Origin of the sequence: Sulfurospirillum sp. UCH001 (assembly GCF_001548035.1) — a bacterium.
Lineage (GTDB): Bacteria > Campylobacterota > Campylobacteria > Campylobacterales > Sulfurospirillaceae > Sulfurospirillum.
In genome coordinates, this window is sequence record NZ_AP014723.1 from 2,047,977 (window position 1) to 2,068,460 (window position 20,484).

Sequence of the window (20,484 nt, forward strand, 5' to 3'; positions counted from 1 at the left end):
AGATTCTTAATAAAAGATGCGATAAAATTGTCACAAATTAAACTACACGAAAGGAAAAAGAATGGCTGTTGAACAAAGCAGAAGAGACTTTATCGGCATGGCATTCGGCGGTTTTGCAGCGGCGGGTGGCGTAGTAGCCCTTGGCGCTATGAAAAAGACTTGGGATCCACTTCCAAGTGTACAATCTGCTGGATTCATCACCGTTGACCTCTCTCCAATGAAAGAAGGGGAAGTCCAAACGATCCAATGGAGGGGCAAACCTATTTTCATTTTGAGAAAAAGCGCAGATATGCAAAAGAATGAGAAACGTGACGTTGTTGCGGGTAAGAACAGCTATACCGTTGTCATTGGTCTTTGCACACACCTTGGATGTATTCCAACATGGACACCTGCGACCAAGCAATTCAAATGCGCCTGTCATGGTGGCGAGTTTGACGCTAGTGGCGTAAACACTTTCGGTCCTCCTCCACGCCCTATGGATATTCCTCCATTTAAAATTGATGGTGAGAAACTTGTCCTTGGTGAAGAAGGTCCTGAGTATAAAAAGCTAACAGCTAAAAAAGCGTAAAGGAGGCAGCCATGGCAGAAATTAAAAAAGCAGAAGGCATTATCGACTGGCTCGATCAACGCTTGGCAGTGAAAGTATTGACCAAAGTTCTGATGACAGAGTATTGGATTCCTAAAAACATCAACTTCCTTTGGGCAATGGGTGTTGTTCTTGTTGTTTTGTTTAAAATCCTGATTATCTCAGGTATTTTTCTTTTAATGTACTACAAACCAGACATTAAACTGGCATTTGACAGTGTTAACTATACGATTATGCAAGAGGTAGAGTACGGCTGGTTATGGAGACATATGCACGGTGTTGCAGCGTCTGCTATTTTCCTTGTCATTTATATCCATATGTTTACAGGTATCTATTACGGCTCTTATAAAAAAGGTCGTGAAATGATCTGGCTTACAGGTATGGCACTCTTTGGTATCTTCTCAGCAGAAGCGTTTAGTGGTTATATGCTTCCATGGGGACAGATGAGCTACTGGGCAGCGCAAGTTATTACCAACCTTTTTGGTGGTATCCCGGTTATCGGCGAAGCACTTGTTATTTGGATCAGAGGTGACTTCTTGGTTGCTGATGCAACATTGACACGCTTCTTTATGCTGCATGTTCTCTTATTGCCATTAGTCATTATTCTTTTAATTGCGATTCACTTCTACTCGTTGAGAATTCCTCACGTCAACAACCAAGAATCAGAAGAGCTTGATTTCGATGTGGAAGCGAAAAAATATTTAGAAGGTAAAAAAGTAGAATCGAAAGTAGTCCCTTTCTGGCCAGTATTCCTCTCTAAAGATTTCTTTGTTGTAGGCGTAGCATTAACACTTTTCTTCTACCTTGTTTGTTTCCACTTTGACTTTGCAATGGATCCAATTAACTTTGAACCTGCCAACAATATGAAAACCCCAGCACATATCTACCCTGAGTGGTACTTCTTGTGGAGTTATGAAGTGTTACGTGGTTTCTTCTTTGATGTCGGTGGTATTGCCGCTATGGATATCGGTCTTGCAGCATTTGGTTTTGCAAACGTTATCTTTATGCTTCTTCCATTCCTTGATAGAAACACAGAACATACAGCACCTGCACACAAACGTCCAGCATTCTTTGTATGGTTCTGGTTATTGCTCATTGATATGATTGTTTTAACGGTTTATGGAAAGCTTCCTCCAACAGGTGCAAACGCATGGGTTGGATTTGGTGCAGCACTTACCTTTATCGTATTGTTTATTGTTCTTCCAATTATCACGAAAATGGAAGCTAAATGTAATGGGGGTTGCAAATGAGAGAGTTAAAAATATTAGCGGTTGTAATCTTCTTTACAGCTGTTGTGTATTGGGGCGTAGAGCCATTTGCTCATTCACAAATGCATCCTCATGTTGCACCTGCTGATTTTACGTTTAAAGATCTTGGTGCATCTGAAAAGAAAGGCGATGCCGCTAAAGGTGCTGAAACCTTTTTAAGTGCTGGTTGTACAGGATGTCATGGTGTAAAATCTCAAGGTATGCCTGCACCTATGGACAATGCAAGTGCTTCTGCAAGCTTTGGTGTTACACCACCTGATCTTAGCAGTGCAGGTGCAATCTATGATAAAAACTATTTAGCTGCTTTGATTAAAGAGCCAACAAAAGCACTTAAAGTTGAGCATAAATTCAACGAAAGTCGTCCACATCCAATGATTGCATTCTTTGGACTTGGTGGAGACATCGACCAAGAAATTGCTGACATTGTTGCGTATCTTCAAAGTATTGCACCGGTTGCTCCAATGGATGACAAACAAGTGTATGCTGATGCATGTCAAAGATGTCATGATATGAAATATGACAAGTTGATGAGCACAACAGATAAAGCGGCATTGATGAGCTATATGGGAACGGTACCACCGGATCTTTCAATGATGATTCGTTCAAAAGGGAAAGAGTATCTTTCAACCTTTATCAACAATCCACAAAAACAGCTTCCAGGTACGTCTATGCCTCGTGTTGGTTTGAGCGAAAAAGCTCAAAATCAAGTTGTTGCGTATATGGAAAAAGTGGGTGATCGTAAAAAAGCAGAAAGAGAAGACCTTGGGTACAAACTCATTGGTTATATGGTTCTCTTTACACTTCTAGCGTATGCTTGGAAAGTTAAAATCTGGAAAGAAGTTCACTAAGAACTTCTGATCGACTCAATGCCTTTCTTGCCTCTTTTAGACTCTTAGGCAAATCCCCCTAAGAGTCTCGCCTTTTATTTGATTTCGTCTCAAATTGGTTTTTAAAAAGGAGGATCTCATGAAAAAATACACACTATTACTCACTTCTCTTGCTCTATGCAGTGCACTTCATGCCTCAGAGGCTGAAAAAGTCAATGCAATGGTAATGCTCAATATGGAAAATGGTTTGGCAAACATTCAAAAAGGATTTTTATACAACAATCTTGATTTAATTAAAAGCGGTGTTGATATTGTTCAAAAAGAGAATGCAACGTATCATAATCGAGAAGTAATAAAGTCGATTTTGCCTGAAAATAAAAAACAGATGGAGAATTTAGCACTTATTACATCAAAACGTATTGAAAATGCTGCAGATGAAATGAGGAGTTATTTAGCATTGAAACAGATGAAAAAAGCTCATAATGCCTTTTCAGATATGGTAAATGCCTGTACAGATTGTCATACACTTGTTCGTGGGTGGTAATACGTTAGGTTTACCTAGAAAAAGAAGAAGTCAAAACGCTAAGAGAAAATCTCTTAGCGCTCCTCATACGCTCCAATAGAAGTAATTCTCTCATAACGCTTTGCCATTCGCTCTTCGGGACTCAGTTTATCAAGTTCTTCCAAAGATTTTAAGAAATACTCTCCAAGTGCTTTGGCTGCACTCTCTTTATCACGATGTGCTCCAATAAGTGGCTCATCAATAATTGCATCAATTAGATTTAGCTGGTGTAAGTCCTCAGCTGTAATTTTCATCGCTTTAGTCGCATTTTCTTGCTTACTTGGATCATTCCATAAAATAGCGGCACAACCCTCTGGAGAAATAACAGAAAAGACAGAGTAACGCATCATAGCGACACGATCGCTCACACCAATAGCAAGTGCTCCACCACTTCCACCTTCACCAATCACAACAGAGACACTTTTTGTATTGAGACGACTTAACTCAAAAAGGTTTTTAGCAATCGCTTCACTTTGACCTCTCTCTTCTGCAGCAATTCCTGGATAAGCACCTGGAGTGTCAATTAAGAAAAGGATAGGAAGATCAAATTTTTCTGCCATCTTAGCAATTCTAAGCGCTTTACGGTAACCCTCAGGATGAGGCATACCAAAATTTCGTTTAATCTTATTTTTTGTACCGCGACCTTTTTGCTCACCAATGACAAGTACTTTGCGTTCACCAATATACCCGATATAAGCAACAATGGCAGCGTCATCCGCAAAGTTACGATCACCGTGAATTTCGTAACTATCTTTTAAAAGAGCACGAATATAATCCAGCGCATACGGGCGATCAGGATGACGTGCGAGTTGCAGTTTCTGGTATTCACTTAGATTTTTATAGGTTTTAGAAATCTCTTTTGCGAGAGTTTTTTCTAAAATTTCAACAGCATGGCTATCGCCTTTGATTTTGGCGTTAGAAATATCCTCATCAATTTGTTTAATTCCATTCTCAAAATCCAAATAAGTAGCCACTAGAATTCCTTATACACGCTTAAAGATGACAGAGCCATTCGTTCCACCAAAACCAAACGAGTTACTCATCGCATATTCTACTTTGCATTTACGCGCTACATTTGGAATGTAGTCAAGATCACAGTCAGGATCTGGATTTTCATAGTTAATGGTTGGAGGTAAAATTTCATCACGCATTGCCATCAGACAGACAACTGCTTCAATAGCGCCAGCCGCACCTAAACAGTGACCAATTTGACCTTTAATAGAACTTACTGGTGGAATATTTGCTCCAAAGACTTCTTTAATGGCTGCTGTTTCATTTTTATCGTTTGCTGGTGTGCTTGTACCATGTGCATTGATGTAATCAATCTTAGGGAAACCTGCCATTGTATACGCTGCTTTCATCGCACGAAGTGGGCCATCGAGGCTAGGTGCTGTAATATGACTTGCGTCACCACTCTCACCAAAACCAACAACTTCTCCGTAAATATGAGCACCACGAGCAACTGCATCTTCATACAATTCAAGTACAAGAGCTCCTGCACCTTCTCCCATAATAAATCCATCGCGCTCTGCATCAAATGGGCGAGAAGCTTTTTTAGGATCATCGTTGCGTGTTGAAAGTGCTTTCATCGCAGAGAAGCCACCAATGCCTGCTGCACAAATTGCTGCTTCTGCACCAACAACAAGCATCTTTTTAGCGCCACCTGTCATGATTGTTTTCGTAGCATCACTGATTGCGTGTGTACCTGCTGCACATGCAGTAACAGATGAAAGATTTGGTCCTTTTAAACCATATTCAATTGATACCATTCCACCCAGCATATTGATAAGTGCAGAAGGAATAAAAAATGGAGAAATTTTACGTGGACCTGCACTGTTTACAATCACAGAGTTTTTCTCAATAACAATCAAACCGCCAATACCAGAAGCTGAGCTAACGCCAAATGTTTCATCAGCTTCAAATGCGTCAAACTTAGCGTCATTCATCGCTTCTTTAGCGGCAGCAAGACCTAATTGAATAAAACGATCTGCTTTTTTAACCTCTTTTGGGTTCATAATCGTATTTGGATCAAAGTCAGTGATTTCACCAGCAATGGTAACAGAATGCTCGGTTGTGTCAAACGAACTAATGCTTTTAATGCCACATTGACCTTCAATGATAGCTTTAAAAGAACTCTCTTTATCCAAACCTAATGAATTAATCATTCCTATACCAGTAACAACGACTCTTTTCAAATTTTTATCCTCTTTTGTGATCTTTTGTGGGAAAGGGAGAACCCGCCAAGGCGGGTTATTATATGTGTTATAAAATTATTTATGTGCTTCAATGTAAGACATAGCATCTTTTACAGTGACGATTTTCTCAGCGTCAGTGTCTGGAATTTCAATGTCAAATTTCTCTTCAAGAGCCATAACGAGTTCTACAACGTCCAAAGAATCTGCACCCAAATCTTCTACGAATTTTGAATCTTCTTTTACCTCGTCAGGATTTACATTTAATTGTTCAACAACAACCGCTTTTACATCATCAAATAGTGCCATTTAATAGCTCCTTTAAAAAATTTCCACTATTTTATCAAAAAAACCTTTAATTTGAATTTTATGCACGTAAACTCCCGTTTACATGTACATACCACCATTCACTTTCAAGACTTCACCTGTGATATAACTTGCGCTATCGCTTAATAAGAAAGCGACCGATTCTGCAATATCTTTTGGACTACCAAAACGTTTAAGTGGGATTTTGGATGTATAACTTTCTTTAATTTCATCACTGAGTTTATCCGTCATTTCTGTTGCAATAAAACCAGGTGTTACTGCATTAAAACGAACATCTCTTGCGCTTCCTTCTTGTGCAAAGCTTTTTGTCATGGCAATAAGTCCACCTTTGCTTGCACTGTAATTGACTTGACCTGCATTACCAGTTTCCCCTACAATAGAAGCAATATTGACAACAGAGCCAAAACGTTTTTTGCTCATGATTTTAAGTGCTTCACGACACCCCACAAAAGCTGAAGTAAGATTAATATCAATTACAGAGGTAAAATCCTCTTTTTTCATACGAATAGCAAGTTTGTCATTGGTAATTCCCGCGTTATTGACAAGATAAGAAAGCTCACCATCGGCATCCACAATCGTTTTAATTCCTTCAATAAATGCCTCTTCATCCGCTACATCAAAGCCAATAACAGCAGCAACACCACCGTTTGCTTCAATCTCAGCTTTAATCGCATCAGCCGCCTCAGGGCGAGAACGATAGTTAATCCATACTTTAAGACCATAACCTGCCAAAGTTAATGCTAACTCTTTACCAATACCACTTGCTGCGCCTGTCACTAAAACATTTTTTCCACTAAATTTCATTGTTTTCCTTTACCTTATCAAATTTAAAATTCGACTAATGGAGCATCCATTTCACTAGGAATTGGAAGTCCCATCAATTTTAAGACCGTTGGGGCGATGTTGTTCAATCCACCCTTTTCCACTTTTCTCACGCGTTTATCCATAACAAATCCATATACATCAAAGGTTGTATGATTTGTCAGTTTAGAGCCATCTTCATCAAACATTTGTTCACAATTTCCATGATCACTTGTCAGTATAATAGAATAACCAAGTTCTTTTGCTTTTGCAAACAATCTTCCAAGCTCTACATCGACTGCTTCTACCGCTTGAATAGCAGCATCTAAACTTCCTGTATGCCCTACCATATCGCCATTGGCAAAATTGACTACAATAAAATCATAGGCTTCATCCATAGCTTTTAAAACAGCATCACCAACAGAAGGGGCACTCATTTGAGGCTCCAAATCATATGTTTTTACTTTTGGACTTGGAACAAGTAAACGTGTTTCATTGACTTTTGGCTCTTCAAGCCCACCATTAAAAAAGAAAGTCACATGCGCATATTTCTCTGTCTCAGCCGTATGAAACTGAGAGAGCCCCGCTTCTGCAACGACATCGCTCAACGTATTTTGTGGTGTATCGGCTTGAAACATAATAGGAAATGGATAGCTACTGTCATACTCTGTCATGGTAATACATGTAACACCATTGAGTGTACGTGCAAACTCCGTAAATTCACTAAAACCAATCGCTTTAGAAAGTTCTCGCATTCTATCATTTCTAAAGTTTGCAAAAATAACACCATCTTCCGCCTTCATACCTACAAAAGGCTCAAATGCGACAGGTTCTATAAACTCATCGGTAATGCCTTTATCGTACATGCTCTGCATGTATTCATTTGGAGATAAAGAGATTGTTGGTGTTGCATCAACCATCACGCGATATCCTTGTTCTACTCTTTCCCATCTGTTGTCGCGATCCATACTAAAGAAACGCCCTGAAATAGAGGCTATTGAGATCGTATCATTGCAGATATGCAACAACTGTTCAACAAAGCCCAATCCAGAGGTTGGAGAGACATCTCGACCATCTGTAATGACATGCAAATAGACTTTTTTGCCCTTGTCTGCAACTATGCGTGCAAGGTCAATAATATGATCAATGTGCGAATGAACCCCACCATCACTTACAAGACCAACGATGTGAATAGCACCTTTGACATCCAAAAGTTGTGTCAATGCAGGATTGCAAGAGAGCGTTCCATCTTGTGCCGCCAAAGAAATTTTGACCAAATTTTGGTACAAAATACGCCCACTGCCAATACACATATGTCCCACTTCACTGTTGCCCATCTGACCATCAGGGAGCCCAACACTTAAGCCTGAGGTTGCTATAAGATTGTACGGAACCTCTTTAAAAAGCTTATCGTACGTAGGTTTATGTGCTTGTGCAAACGCATTTGCGGTATTGCTACTGTTGTGACCAATACCATCAGTAATAATCAGTAATGTTTTTTGAACTTCTGGTTTCAAAATGATACCTTTTGTTATAAGCTTATAAGTAATATCTTACTAAAATGTTGCTTTTATAAAAATATATCCCAAAACTTTGGAACGTTATTAATGCTATATTCTTTCTATAAACTTATGTCCATCAATCTTTTTCAATATATTACTGTTCGTGCAGGAATCGCCTTCTTTTTAGCTTTCATTTTGACCATCTATTTGATGCCAAAATTTATCAAATGGGCAAAATCACGAAATGCCAATCAACCTATTTACTCTCTTGCCCCGCAAACACATCAACAAAAGTCTAAAACCCCAACGATGGGTGGTATTGTCTTTTTATGTGCCGCAACGCTTTCTATTTTAATATGTGCACGTATGAATAACCTTTTTGTTCTCTCAGCACTAGCGTGTATTTTATTGTTTGGACTTATTGGAATGAAAGATGATCTTGCTAAAATTTTAGGCAAAAGCAACACCGCAGGTCTTACACCTCGTGCCAAACTAGGCTTACAAATTCTAGCCTCTTCTATTGTTGCGTTGATTTTATACATTGCTGTTGATCTTGATACGACTTTTTTTGTTCCATTTTACAAATTTCCACTCTTTGATATGCAGCTTTTAGCATTAGGTTTTTGGGTTTTAGTCATGATCTCTGCGAGTAATGCGGTAAACCTTACCGATGGACTCGATGGACTTGCAACAGTTCCAGCGATACTTTCTATTCTTTCACTCGCTGTTTTTGTTTATGTGGGTGGCAATGCCTTCTTAAGCGGTTATTTACTCCTCCCAAAAGTTGGAGGCAGTGGTGAAGTGGTCATCGTAGCAACAGCTGTTATGGGCTCATTAGTGGGCTTTTTATGGTTTAACTGCTACCCAGCAGAAATCTTTATGGGCGATAGCGGAAGCCTTAGTATTGGGGCATTTATAGGTTATATGGCGATCATCTCTAAAAATGAGATTCTATTATTACTTATCGGTTTTGTATTTGTTTTAGAAACCGTTTCAGTTATTTTGCAGGTGGGAAGTTTTAAAACACGTAAAAAACGTATCTTCCTTATGGCGCCAATTCATCATCACTTTGAAGTGAAGGGTTGGCCAGAAAACAAGATTATAGTGAGATTTTGGATTATCGCTCTCATGTCAAATCTTTTAGCACTTACGGCACTTAAAATCAGATGATAACACTATTTGGACACGGAAAAACAACTAAGGCTATTGCAAAGCGTTTTGCAGGACAATGCCAAATTTTTGACGATAATTTTGTCACAAAAGAGACAGATGCGTTTGGTAATCTCTTATTACCTCCTTCAGAATTCGATCCCAATACAAGCGATGTAGAGATCCCAAGTCCTGGCTTTCCAACAGAACATCCTTTAATTCAAAAAGCACTGCACGTTACGAGTGAATATGACTTTTTCAAAGAACAAATGCCCTTTTCTATTTGGATCAGCGGAACCAATGGTAAAACGACTACCACACAAATGTGTGAATTTCTCCTTCAAAAACAAGGTGCCCTTGCAGGTGGAAATATCGGTACGCCCTTAGCAGAGCTAAGTGAAAATGCACCGATTTGGATACTTGAGACCAGCTCGTTTACGTTTCACTATACAAAAGTCACAGCACCTGACATTTACCTCCTTCTTCCTATAAAGCCTGACCATTTAACATGGCATGGAAGTATGGAAGCGTACATTGAAGCGAAACTTTCACCACTTTCTCGTATGCGAGAAGGAAGCGTTGCGATTCTTCCTAAAGCACATGCAAACGTTAAAACACTCGCACATGTTATTTCCTATGAAAATGAACATGATTTGGCAGAAACAATGGGTATTGATATTTCAAAAGTAAATTTTAAAACGCCATTTTTACTGGATGCAATTCTTGCGATGAGTGCGCAAAAAGTTCTCTTAGATACTGTGGACTATGATCTTATCAATACATTTAAAATTGACCATTATAAAATTGAAGAATTTCGTGATAAACAAGGTCGTCTTTGGGTTGATGACTCTAAAGGAACCAATGTCGATGCCACAATAGAAGCTCTTAAACGTTATAAAGACGATGAAATTCTTATTGTTTTAGGCGGTGATGACAAAGGTGTTGACCTGCAAGAGCTCTTTGACTTTATGAAACCTTTGCATGTTACGGTCTTTGCCATAGGTTCTAACACTGAAAGACTTGCATCTTTTGCCCAAAAAGATGGCATTAAACTTCATAAATGTTTTGTGATCGAAGAGGCGATGAAGCAAATTCATGCCGTCCATACGACCAAAAGTGTTGCTCTTCTTTCCCCTGCAGCAGCAAGTTTGGACCAGTTCAAATCGTATGCTCACAGAGGTGATCGCTTTAAAGAATTAGCTTTAGCCTAGTTATAAGCTAGGCTTAAAGTTTTTAAGCTATAATTTCAACTCTTCAAAAGCGTGGCTGGATAGCTCAGTCGGTAGAGCAGGAGACTGAAAATCTCCGTGTCGGCGGTTCGATTCCGTCTCCAGCCACCACTCATTTTTAAAATCCAAAATCATACAAACTATTTTCACAACTCCTACTCAGTACTTTTTTATGTCCAAATTTATAATTATAAGTATTGTTAGAATTATACCTTTTGCTTCATTTCTACATTTCACTCAGCGTATTTTACTTTTTCATATAAATTCAACTGATTTAGAACAATTTGAATGCTATAATAAATTAAAATTGAACGAAAGAAAGGGTATATATGCGAAATTCATATACACAAGTATGGGATTATAACTCATATCTTCGTATCCCAAATGTGAAAATATCTCTGATTGTGTCAGCACTTTTAGTAGGAACCACATTATTGCATGCATCGCCAAGCAATGGTACTGTTATGAGTGGTAGTGCAACAATAACACAAAATGGAACTATTACAAATATCAATCAATCCACTCAAAAAGCCTCTATTAATTGGTCTACATTTTCCATTGGCTCAAATGAAACGGTCAATTTTAATCAGCCTAATGTATCTTCCATCACTCTCAATCGTGTTGTCGGTAATGAAAAAAGCGTCATTGATGGCGCATTAAATGCAAATGGTCAAGTTTGGATATTAAATTCTAACGGTGTTTTGTTTAATAAAAATGCTTCAATTAATACCTCGGGACTTCTTGCTACAACAAAATCACTGAGCGATGCGGATTTTCAAGCAGGAAATTATACCTTTACAGGAGATAGTAAAGCCAATATTATTAACTTAGGAACGATTGACATTGCAAATAGTGGTTACGCTGCACTTCTTGCTAATACAGTTTCTAATGAAGGTACTATCAAAGCTGTAAAAGGAACTATAGAGCTTGTAGGAGGCGACGCCTTTAATATCAACCTCAACGGCAACTCTCTAGTCAATCTTACCGTCACAAAAGGTGTACTTGACGCTTTAGTGGAAAATAAAGGAGCACTGATTGCCAATGGTGGAGAAATCTACCTTACCACAAATGCAGTCAATGACCTCCTCAAAGGTGTTGTCAATAACACCGGTGTGATTGAAGCCCAAACACTGGATGATGTTACAGGAAAGATAGAGCTTTATGCACACGGTGGTACAGCTAATGTAAATGGTACACTTGACGCTTCTGCTCCAAATTCTGGTAATGGAGGTTTCATTGAAACATCCGGTGAAACTGTTCATTTAGCAAAATCTTTATATGTAACAACAAGCGCTACGCAAGGAAAAACGGGAAATTGGCTTATAGACCCTGCAACATATCTTATCGCTACTAGTGGAGGAAATGAAACGGGTGCTTCTCTTGCTACAAGACTTTTAAGCTCTAACATTGAAATTCAAGCGGATAATACAATTACCGTCAATGATGTAGTCTCTTGGAGCGCTAATAAACTCACCCTTAACTCTGGAGGCGATATCGTTCTTAATGCAAATTTAATAGCTTCAGGCACAGCGACATTAGCCCTTTATTATGGACAATCTTCTGCAAATGGTGGCAGCAATCGTTATACCGTTGCTGATGGCGTGGATATCCTCATTCCAACAGCTAGTGCCTTTACATGGAAAAAAGGTTCTTCGGGAACTGTGACTAATCTAGTATTGGATAATGGTAATTTACGTTTTGGAAATGGTACACAAGCTTCTGTGAATGATTATGGTCTTCTTTTACAACCGTGGTACTATGATGAAGACAGAACAAGCTCTTCTTATCCAAATAAATGGTACCCATTAACATACAGTAATTATCCGCTTGATATTGCACTAGGTGTTGGAGGTGCTGGTAGCGGAACATGGAATACCAATGGAACTATAAGCTACACTGGAAATTATGCAAGCGAAGGAGGAACTTTTGCTAAAACTTCTTCTTATATTAACATTGCAAAATATTTTGAAAAAACTGGAACAATCACAGCAAGTGATATCTATACGTTTGGCGCATATGGCTCAATGCGTATCGACAACAGTTACACACTTTTAGCAAATACAAATTACTTAAAAGCTGTGACATCAGTTAAAAATATCAGTGGCGCAGATCAGACAAACGTAAGACTTTGGGTAGGAACACGAGATGACTGGGTCGCAGAAAATGATAGAAACTATAAAACAAAAGGCAATATAACAGAAACTGGTTTTGAGGCTATTACTTCTCAATCTGACACAGCCAAAGCAATTTTAGTTTCAGAAAGAAATGACGGAGTAACGGGTGCTGCTATTCTCTTCTATTCTACGACAGAAGGAGCAAATACACTCTTCAACAATTATGGCGACTTTTATAATAGAATTGTAACTCAAAATCCAACCAATTCAGCAATTACAGCTTATCATGATGGTTCTTATGCCCTTTTTATGAGCCTAGGCAATTTAGCAAATAATGCGAGTGGTAGCATTACTTGGTATTATGCTGCTGCACCTTTGAGCCAAATTAATGATGCAATTACACAAGTTGGACAATCTGCTGGAGTTATTGCAAGACCTACACTTCCAAATATTACTCCACCTTCTGTCATCTCAGCGATTGTCAACAATACAGCCATTGAGCAACCTCGTGTAGTTCAAACATTTACACCACAACATACAACAAACTATGCACCACCAACGACTTATGTACGTGGAGGAGAAAGCATTACTTTAGCTTCAACAGCCGGTAATGAAAACGCCAACATATTAGTCAGTCTTTCAGAAATTCGCCAAATGCAAAGAGCAAGTGGTACACCTTCTGGAACAACAGAGCAAAGCACTTCAGGCGAAACTACAGGAGTCGATGCATCCATTCGTGTTCCATTATCACGCGGCTCTTTAATTGATATTGTCAATGGTGGTGTTAAGCTTCCAGAAAATGTCGAACAAGAATTTTATGTACTCAATCAAACACAACGCTAAGGACTAAATAATGCGAATAACCCCACGTAGAACAACAACATTTTCACTCTCATTATTGGTTGCAAGTACTTTATGTGCTGTTGAAGTTCCCAATATTGGAACAGCGCTTAAAGAGATTGAGTCTTCTAAACTTCCTTCTAAAGAAGCGCCAGCTGTACCTCAGATCAATGTGCAAGAGCCAACCCCTACAAAGCCTTCAAAAAGTGTTGAAGCACCGAAACTCATTGAAAAAAGCGATGCTATTTTGGTGAAAGAATTTGCATTTATTGGAAATGAGGCTTTAAGTTCAGCTGAGCTTAAAAAAGTTATCGAAAGACTACAAGGGAAAACGCTCAATACTACGCAACTACTATCTGCAGCTGATGAGATTACAGCATATTATCGCTCCAAAGGGTTCAAAAAAGCCAAAGCGTTTATCTATAAAAAAGATATTGCAAATGGCATCGTTACCATTACCATTCGTGCTAGAAATCATGATGCTATTTTGAAAGATCCTGATCTCCTAAAAGCCACTGACACCTTTCTTCAAGAGCAAGGAAGCATCCAAAAAACAGAACCAGCAACACACAGTGTTTTTGTAAAAGCTTTTCATCTAAGCGGTACACATGCTCTCAAAGAAGAAGAGTTACACAATATCATTGCGCATGAAGAAAACAAAGAGCACACACTGGCAACTTTGGAAAAAACTGCTTCTCTTATTACCAAATACTACCGAACAAATGGCTACTTTGTTGCACGTGCCTACATCCCAAAACAGAGTATGAAAGAAGGTGTAGTAGAAATTGCAGTGATTGAAGGTAATTATGGAGAGCTAAAACTCAAAAACAACTCCTTAGTCAATGACAGCATTTTACAAGGAATGCTCGATGATATCAAAGATGAAAATATCGTAAGTACCGATACATTAGAGCGTGCTATGCTTATCATTAACGACACCCCAGGTGCAAAAGTCACACGTGCGGATGTTATGCCAGGAACACACATAGGAACATCGGATTTTCTCATTCAAACATCTGAAACAAAGCCTTACAATGCTTACATCGTAGGCGATAATTACGGCTCTCGCTATACAGGAGAGTACCGCACAAGTATAGGGCTTAGTGCTAACTCACCCTTTGGATGGGGCGATAAAATAGGACTTACAGGTCTTCTCTCCACCAAAACGGATCTTAAAAATGGAAAAATCTACTACAATTTCCCACTCATGAGTAATGGACTTAGAGGTGAAATCAGTGCATCGAAGACAACATACTCTTTGGCAGAAGAGTATGACTCTATGGATGCCATTGGAAACGCAACGACACTCGAAGCTTCGTTGATCTATCCACTTATACGTACACAAGCACAAACGCTTAATTTGACTTTGAGCTACGACAATAAACATATGAAAGATGAAGTGAGAAGTACCGATACTTTGACAAAAAAAGATTCTAATTCATTAAATCTTGGTGCAAACTATACAGAGACCAGCTCATTTTTTGGTTTCCAAAGCAGCAGCAATGCATCGTTGATTTTCACCTTTGGACATCTAAACTTTGACAATGCAGATGCACTAGCAACCGATCAAGCAGGTCCTAAGACCGATGGTGGATATAGCAAAGTGGTTGCAACCATGGAAAAGAACATTGCCTTTGATGAGATCTATTCTATGACAGCAAATGTACGCCTTCAAAAAGCACTGGGCAATAAAAATTTAGATGGTTCCGAAGATTTTTCTTTAGGCGGTGCTTACGGGGTTAGAGCTTTCCCAGATGGAGAGCTCAGTGCTGAGAATGGTTATATCGTAGGGTTAGAGTTCTTCTATGCCTTACCGACCTATGAAAGCATCAGCTCAAAAGCGAGCTTTTTTATTGATTCAGGGTACGCAAAAATGGAAAATTCCACTGGTGCGACAGAACCACGTCATCTCTCAGATATTGGACTAGGGTATCAGGCGAATTATAAAGATTTCTTTGCTAAAGCTCAATTAGCACATGTTGTGGGTGGCGCTGATGTAGAAAGTGAACCAAATCATCAAAACAAATTTTTAATTCAACTTGGATGGGTTTACTAATAACTTTACATTCCATGTAAGGAAAATCCTTACATGGAATTATGTTTAAATCTTCTCGATATGTACGGGTATCGCTTGTCTTGCGTTAGAACCCACTACAAAGTCGCTCAGTGTTGCAACATTAAGACGTGAAGCGTCACTTAGTCCAAGTTTATTGATATTCACCCCACTTCGTCTAGCGATTCTGCCCTCTTTTCGTACACCATCAATGTGTATATCTAAGCTTCCTTCGCCTTCTCTTCCAGCACCATGTTCTATACCAATGGACTGAGGATGTAACCCCTCTCTGATACGGCAAATGCCTTGAATTTTACCTTCGCGTGAACGCACTATCACACGATCTCCATGCGCTATGCCATATTTTTTAGCTGTTGTAGTACTAAGATCCACAAATGTCGTATAGCGGATATCTCGCACACTCTCCAAGGTTGCTGAAGCAGAAGAGAGAACATTGGATTTATAACTAAAGGCTAAAAGGCTGAACTCTTTTGAATTCATATCAATTTGTGCACCTGTATAAAATCGTGGAGCATAGTAACGTGGCACTCCACTGTAGGGTTCACCGTTGAGAGAATTAAACGATGTTCCGACAAGCTGATTGTAAATTGCAATCGGTTTTTTATACGCATTGCTCATTTTATTACCTTCATACGCAGTTGCTTTATCGGCAAATCGTCCACCTCTACTCATCACGTATGCCACTCTGCGCCAATTTTCTGTACAGATACGCTGTAAAAGAGGAACATACTCATTCAGTCCTGCTAACATAATTTCTTCATCGCTTGCTTCTGGGGCTGGATTTGCTCCATCCATCGCTACGTTTTCAAAAGCTCTTAAGTAAAAATCTTCAGGTCTATCAAAATCAAATTTAGCCGTAGCCCCATTAATGGCATTTTTACCAAAACCACCTAAGCCTAGGGCTTTACCAAGCTCAATCATAAAGCTGTCCATGCAAATAGGCTCACCATTTGCAAACGTGGCATTGGGTGATTTTAAAATCGGATAACGCACATGCGTTGTTTTGGTCAGGTGTCCTGCCCAAGGTGCTAATACACCCCATGTCTCATACAACACTGAATCTGGTATGATGTAATCTGCATAACGACTGGTTTCATTGATAAATGGATCGATCGCTATAAAAAGAGGAATCGCCTTGGTAGGATCTTTCAGTAAAGGGATGAGATGCTCACTACCACTTTGACCATACACAAAATTCGCATTCCAACTTATCAAAGCACCTAGTTTATACGGATATGCATTAGCACTGCTATTAATCACTTCTGATTCAATAGCAGGACTTAGCGGAAACCATGCATCTTTCGCAGGATAAGGATTGAGTCCTTGCTCTATTTTGCGTTTATATTCGCTGGTTTTTTCATAGGCCATTCTAGCTCTATCAATGCGTGCACCAAAAGGCTTTTGTTTGCCTGCATACGCCAAAAGGTTATAGCAAGAGCCATTAAAGTCTTTAAACTTTCCTCCTCCTACACTCATACCACCTTTATGGTTGAGATTGCCCACAAGAGCACCCAACATCATAATGGCATAGGTTGTGTAAAAGCCTGTAGAATGCATTGTTCCTCCATGACAATCCACACCAACACTTCTGCCATGGGATGTAAATTCACGTGCAAGTTCTACAATGGTTTTTTCATCCACCCCGCTCTCTTTAGCATAAAAATCAAGTGAATGCTCAAACGCTGATTCTTTTAAAAGAACAAAAGAGCTTTTTACCGTATAGGTTGTCCCTTCTAAAGTGACATTTCCTTCATAAAAAATGTCGGCTTCTAAAACATTTGCGGCATTTTTAAGTATGCCATCGGTTTTATCAATGACATGTACCACTTTGTTTGTATCCGTTAAAATCTCACCTTTTTTCGCTCCCTCCATGATGACAAGATGCGAAGCATTGGTAAAGCTGACTTCATTTAAGGTTTTTTGTGCAACATCACTTGGAATGGCAAGATACGCTTTTAGATAACGCTCTTCATCGATGATCACACGAATCATTCCCATCACTAACGCCAAATCACCACTTGGTTTGATCGGTAACCATCGTGATCTCTCGCCAACTGCGATTGAGTCACTGTTGGTGAGTATAGGCGTTACGATCACATAACGAAGTGCTCCATTGGTACGCCCTTTTGCCAATAACTTTGCTTGGCGTTTGAAAGGATTTCCCGCTTGTGCTGGTGCTGTTCCGATGCTCAGTAAAAATTCACAATGCTCAAAATCAGGCTTCATGTGAGGAGAGGTAGCAAAATCATCCAGATACGCTGCTTCACCTGCTCGCATAGAAAGCCCACAAATAGAGGTGTGCCCCATAAAATTAACCGTTCCAAAACTTTGAACAAAACGGTGTACCATATAATTTTGACGTCCTTCATCCGCCGTTCCCAAAACACACAGTTTATTGGCGATAGGACCATAGTCTGGATTTTGTGGATCAATTAATGTTTTTGTATCGGCTAAAGCTTTCAGCCCTTGCACATCTCCTTCGCCAAAAAGATTACCACCTTCGCATATCTCTTTAATCAGCTGCTCAATAGATATACTCACCCATTTGTCTTCTCCACGTTTTCCAACACGCTTTAAAGGTTTTGTGACGCGGAAAGGGTCATTCAGTTTTTCATATACCGCATTACCTCTAGAACAAGCGGTTGAACGCATCTCTAAACCGCTCTCCTTCCAACCCGATGTCGCCTTAAAACTCTCTGATAAAGATGTTTTATAGGGTAACCATGGATCACTTGAGAGCAAACTGTAAGGATTTCCAAAAACACGCACAACTTCACCGCTTTTCGTATCGATCTTGACACGTACCGAACAATATGTTGTACACCCGTTGCACACGCTAGGTTTTACAACAAAGTCTTTGGCATAAGCGATCATTCCCTCTTTTTGCATGATCTCTGGTGCAGGAGCATTGCCATAAATCGCATCTTTTGCTTTTTCACCTCTTCTTTGCAGAGTAATGGCTTTACCAAGAGTTTCATGGTATCCACCTACTGCAGCGCCTCCAGCTACGAGACTGGTTCCAATTAAAAATTTTCTACGTGATGCTTCCATGATTATCGCTCCTCTTTTGTCACATAATAATTTGCCATCTCTTTATCCCAAGGAAAAATCACCATCACTAAAGCAACCAAAGCGATTAAAAGGCTCCAGTTAGAAAGAACAGAGAGGATGCTATCGAACCCTGTAAGATGCGGGTGATATTCGAGCAAAAATGGCGTTGTTTTACCAATACTTTGACCACCTATAACGGTATTCCAACGAAAAATCCATACGCCAATGGCAGAGAGAATTCCTCCAAATAAAATCCATTTGAATGAGCGTGCAAAATAGTTTGTAAATCCAATAATCATCGGAACAATGAGACAAATAACATAATCCACAATCAACACTTCCCAAAAATTTTCACCAAAAAAGAGTTTGAGCGCATACTTTTCTTCATTATTGAACGTAATGGCAAAGGTCAGCCAAAAGAAACGAATCACTAAATCTATCACAACAAACCACGATAAAAGACGTGCAAGACGCTGCATCATCGCCATATCAATGCGCTTAAAATCCGTAAAGAACTTTTGGAAAATAGGCAGTAAAATGATGAGAAGCCCCGTTCCTGAAACCATTGCAGACGCTAAAAATAAAATAGGCATCAGTGGTGTATGGAACAAAGGTATCGCATGAACCGCACCTAAGATGTAACCTGTGTATCCATGCACGCTTAATGCTAGTGGTATACCAATCGCACCTAAGAGCACGCCTAAATGATGGTCTTTTTCTTGTTGCTCTTTACTTCTCAACACTCCTTTTGAAAAGCCAAAATAAGGGCGGTATAGCACCAAAGCCTCGACTAAAATGAGCAACGGGTACGCAATCAACAATAAAACACCCCATTTCATAGGTGATGTAGGGAAGTTCTCCCAACCATAGGAAAAGAAGTTCATAATGCGTCCTGGTTGGCGAAGGTCATCGATGAGATTCATCGGTGCCGCCACCAATAATACAAAAGCTAAAAGCAATGAAAAACCTGCGATGGGTTTATACTCTTTCATACCAAAAACATGCGCAAAACTTGAGATAATAAATGCTGCCGCTGAACTTCCCGTAAACCAGAAATAGTTGGGAATATCAATACCCCAAGGACGATCAGGTGTAATTGAGCTAATCGTATGCAGTAGTGTTCCAAAATCCATCTTATTCTCCTTTGCTTGACCACTCACGAGCAGTCATTCCATCGATTTTACGTGCCATATCATCTAAGACTTTAGGAGAATACGGCAAACCTTGAATCTCACCACTAAGCGCTATGTAAAAAACACGCGGTTTCGTGCCACTGTTTGGTTTTAAAACGGTTGTTGGGTACGTTGAAAGAAGCTTTGAAACGGCAGAGTTTGGATCATTCAGATCGCCAGAAATACGAGCTCCTCCTACACAACTCTCCACACATGCTGGCAATAAGCCATGGTCGATTCTGTGAGCACAGAGTGTGCATTTATCTGCGACATTGGTAACGGGATTGAAGTAGCGTTTGTCATAAGGACAAGCATTGATGCAGTATCCACAGCCCCAACATACTTCACTGTCCACCACAACGATGCCGTCTTTTCGCGCAAATGTTGCGCCTGTTGGGCAAACACTTACACAGGAAGGCTCAGCACACTGGTTACACAGTTGGGGTAAAAATGCCTTATGCACATTAGGGTAACTGCCTAACTCATACTCAGGCACATACGTTCTAAATTTTTCTTTGGGGATTTTGTTTTCGCTTTTGCATGCACTTACACATGCTTGGCATCCAACACATTTACGAAGATCGATTACCATGCCAAAACGCTTACCCTCTTGTCCGATATAGCGAGCATCGCCACTTTCGCGTCCAGGGTTGGTAAGGCTTATCGCTTTTGCACTAGGGGCCGCAAGTACAGCAGCACCCAAAAGAGCCGTTGTCTTTTTGACAAATCCTCTACGCCTCTGTTTGGACTCTTTCTCATCCATAATAACTCCTTTTGGTCTATTCCAAAA

16 protein-coding genes and 1 tRNA gene are annotated in these 20,484 nt (G+C 39.7%); 9 read left to right on the forward strand and 8 right to left on the reverse strand.

Going from position 1 to position 20,484, the window contains the following annotated elements; genetic code table 11:
• Positions 1 to 61: 61 nt before the first annotated feature.
• The 4 genes from petA to UCH001_RS10270 all read left to right on the forward strand — a co-directional run bounded on the left by petA (position 62) and on the right by UCH001_RS10270 (position 3,225).
• Complete coding sequence (gene petA, locus UCH001_RS10255) at positions 62 to 568, forward strand: ubiquinol-cytochrome c reductase iron-sulfur subunit (RefSeq protein ID WP_067177555.1); 507 nt, start codon at positions 62 to 64, stop codon at positions 566 to 568.
• Between the two features lie 11 nt (positions 569 to 579).
• Complete coding sequence (locus UCH001_RS10260; RefSeq protein WP_067177556.1) at positions 580 to 1,836, forward strand: cytochrome bc complex cytochrome b subunit; 1,257 nt, start codon at positions 580 to 582, stop codon at positions 1,834 to 1,836.
• Complete coding sequence (locus tag UCH001_RS10265; RefSeq protein WP_067177559.1) at positions 1,833 to 2,702, forward strand: c-type cytochrome; 870 nt, start codon at positions 1,833 to 1,835, stop codon at positions 2,700 to 2,702. Before UCH001_RS10260 ends, UCH001_RS10265 begins: the two co-directional genes overlap by 4 nt.
• A gap of 118 nt (positions 2,703 to 2,820) precedes the next feature.
• The gene (locus tag UCH001_RS10270) at positions 2,821 to 3,225 is read left to right on the forward strand and encodes a hypothetical protein (protein WP_067177561.1); all 405 of its coding nucleotides are present in this window, start codon (positions 2,821 to 2,823) and stop codon (positions 3,223 to 3,225) included.
• Between the two features lie 53 nt (positions 3,226 to 3,278).
• Here the strand turns inward: UCH001_RS10270 and accA are convergent, their stop codons facing one another.
• From accA to gpmI, 5 genes are all read right to left on the reverse strand, one after another.
• Complete coding sequence (gene accA / locus UCH001_RS10275; RefSeq protein ID WP_067177563.1) at positions 3,279 to 4,217, reverse strand: acetyl-CoA carboxylase carboxyl transferase subunit alpha; 939 nt, start codon at positions 4,215 to 4,217, stop codon at positions 3,279 to 3,281.
• 9 nt (positions 4,218 to 4,226) lie between these two features.
• Positions 4,227 to 5,438 carry a beta-ketoacyl-ACP synthase II gene (locus tag UCH001_RS10280; protein WP_067177565.1) on the reverse strand — a complete coding sequence of 404 codons (1,212 nt, stop codon included), beginning with the start codon at positions 5,436 to 5,438 and terminating at the stop codon, positions 4,227 to 4,229.
• Between the two features lie 75 nt (positions 5,439 to 5,513).
• Positions 5,514 to 5,744 (reverse strand): acyl carrier protein, encoded by a 231-nt coding sequence (acpP, locus tag UCH001_RS10285; protein ID WP_025345613.1) that lies wholly within the window; start codon positions 5,742 to 5,744, stop codon positions 5,514 to 5,516.
• A gap of 78 nt (positions 5,745 to 5,822) precedes the next feature.
• A complete protein-coding gene (fabG, locus tag UCH001_RS10290; RefSeq protein WP_067177566.1) occupies positions 5,823 to 6,566 on the reverse strand; it encodes a 3-oxoacyl-ACP reductase FabG in 744 nt (247 codons plus the stop codon).
• Between the two features lie 23 nt (positions 6,567 to 6,589).
• Complete coding sequence (gpmI, locus tag UCH001_RS10295; RefSeq protein ID WP_067177568.1) at positions 6,590 to 8,080, reverse strand: 2,3-bisphosphoglycerate-independent phosphoglycerate mutase; 1,491 nt, start codon at positions 8,078 to 8,080, stop codon at positions 6,590 to 6,592.
• 90 nt (positions 8,081 to 8,170) lie between these two features.
• On the opposite strand from gpmI, the gene mraY reads away from it, so the two are divergent.
• The 5 genes from mraY to UCH001_RS10320 all read left to right on the forward strand — a co-directional run bounded on the left by mraY (position 8,171) and on the right by UCH001_RS10320 (position 15,453).
• Positions 8,171 to 9,235, forward strand: a complete 1,065-nt coding sequence (gene mraY, locus UCH001_RS10300) for a phospho-N-acetylmuramoyl-pentapeptide-transferase (RefSeq protein WP_067177569.1) — start codon at positions 8,171 to 8,173, stop codon at positions 9,233 to 9,235.
• Positions 9,232 to 10,425: a UDP-N-acetylmuramoyl-L-alanine--D-glutamate ligase gene (gene murD / locus UCH001_RS10305; protein WP_067177571.1), complete on the forward strand. Its 1,194-nt coding sequence runs from the start codon at positions 9,232 to 9,234 to the stop codon at positions 10,423 to 10,425. The genes mraY and murD overlap by 4 nt, the downstream gene beginning before the upstream one ends.
• Before the next feature lie 53 nt (positions 10,426 to 10,478).
• Positions 10,479 to 10,554 (forward strand) — tRNA-Phe (locus UCH001_RS10310).
• Positions 10,555 to 10,772: 218 nt separating this feature from the next.
• Positions 10,773 to 13,400, forward strand: coding sequence for a filamentous hemagglutinin N-terminal domain-containing protein (locus UCH001_RS10315; RefSeq protein ID WP_067177573.1), 2,628 nt, complete (start codon positions 10,773 to 10,775; stop codon positions 13,398 to 13,400).
• Positions 13,401 to 13,410: 10 nt separating this feature from the next.
• Positions 13,411 to 15,453 (forward strand): POTRA domain-containing protein, encoded by a 2,043-nt coding sequence (locus UCH001_RS10320; RefSeq protein ID WP_082705716.1) that lies wholly within the window; start codon positions 13,411 to 13,413, stop codon positions 15,451 to 15,453.
• A 45-nt stretch (positions 15,454 to 15,498) separates the two neighbouring features.
• Here the strand turns inward: UCH001_RS10320 and UCH001_RS10325 are convergent, their stop codons facing one another.
• Genes UCH001_RS10325 through dsrO form a run of 3 tightly spaced genes read right to left on the reverse strand, consistent with a single transcriptional unit; the run spans position 15,499 to position 20,457 of the window.
• Positions 15,499 to 18,522: a molybdopterin dinucleotide binding domain-containing protein gene (locus tag UCH001_RS10325; protein ID WP_067177575.1), complete on the reverse strand. Its 3,024-nt coding sequence runs from the start codon at positions 18,520 to 18,522 to the stop codon at positions 15,499 to 15,501.
• Positions 18,523 to 18,524: 2 nt separating this feature from the next.
• Positions 18,525 to 19,655, reverse strand: a complete 1,131-nt coding sequence (gene nrfD, locus UCH001_RS10330; protein WP_067177576.1) for an NrfD/PsrC family molybdoenzyme membrane anchor subunit — start codon at positions 19,653 to 19,655, stop codon at positions 18,525 to 18,527.
• Position 19,656: 1 nt separating this feature from the next.
• Positions 19,657 to 20,457 (reverse strand): sulfate reduction electron transfer complex DsrMKJOP subunit DsrO, encoded by an 801-nt coding sequence (gene dsrO / locus UCH001_RS10335; protein ID WP_067177578.1) that lies wholly within the window; start codon positions 20,455 to 20,457, stop codon positions 19,657 to 19,659.
• Positions 20,458 to 20,484: the final 27 nt, after the last annotated feature.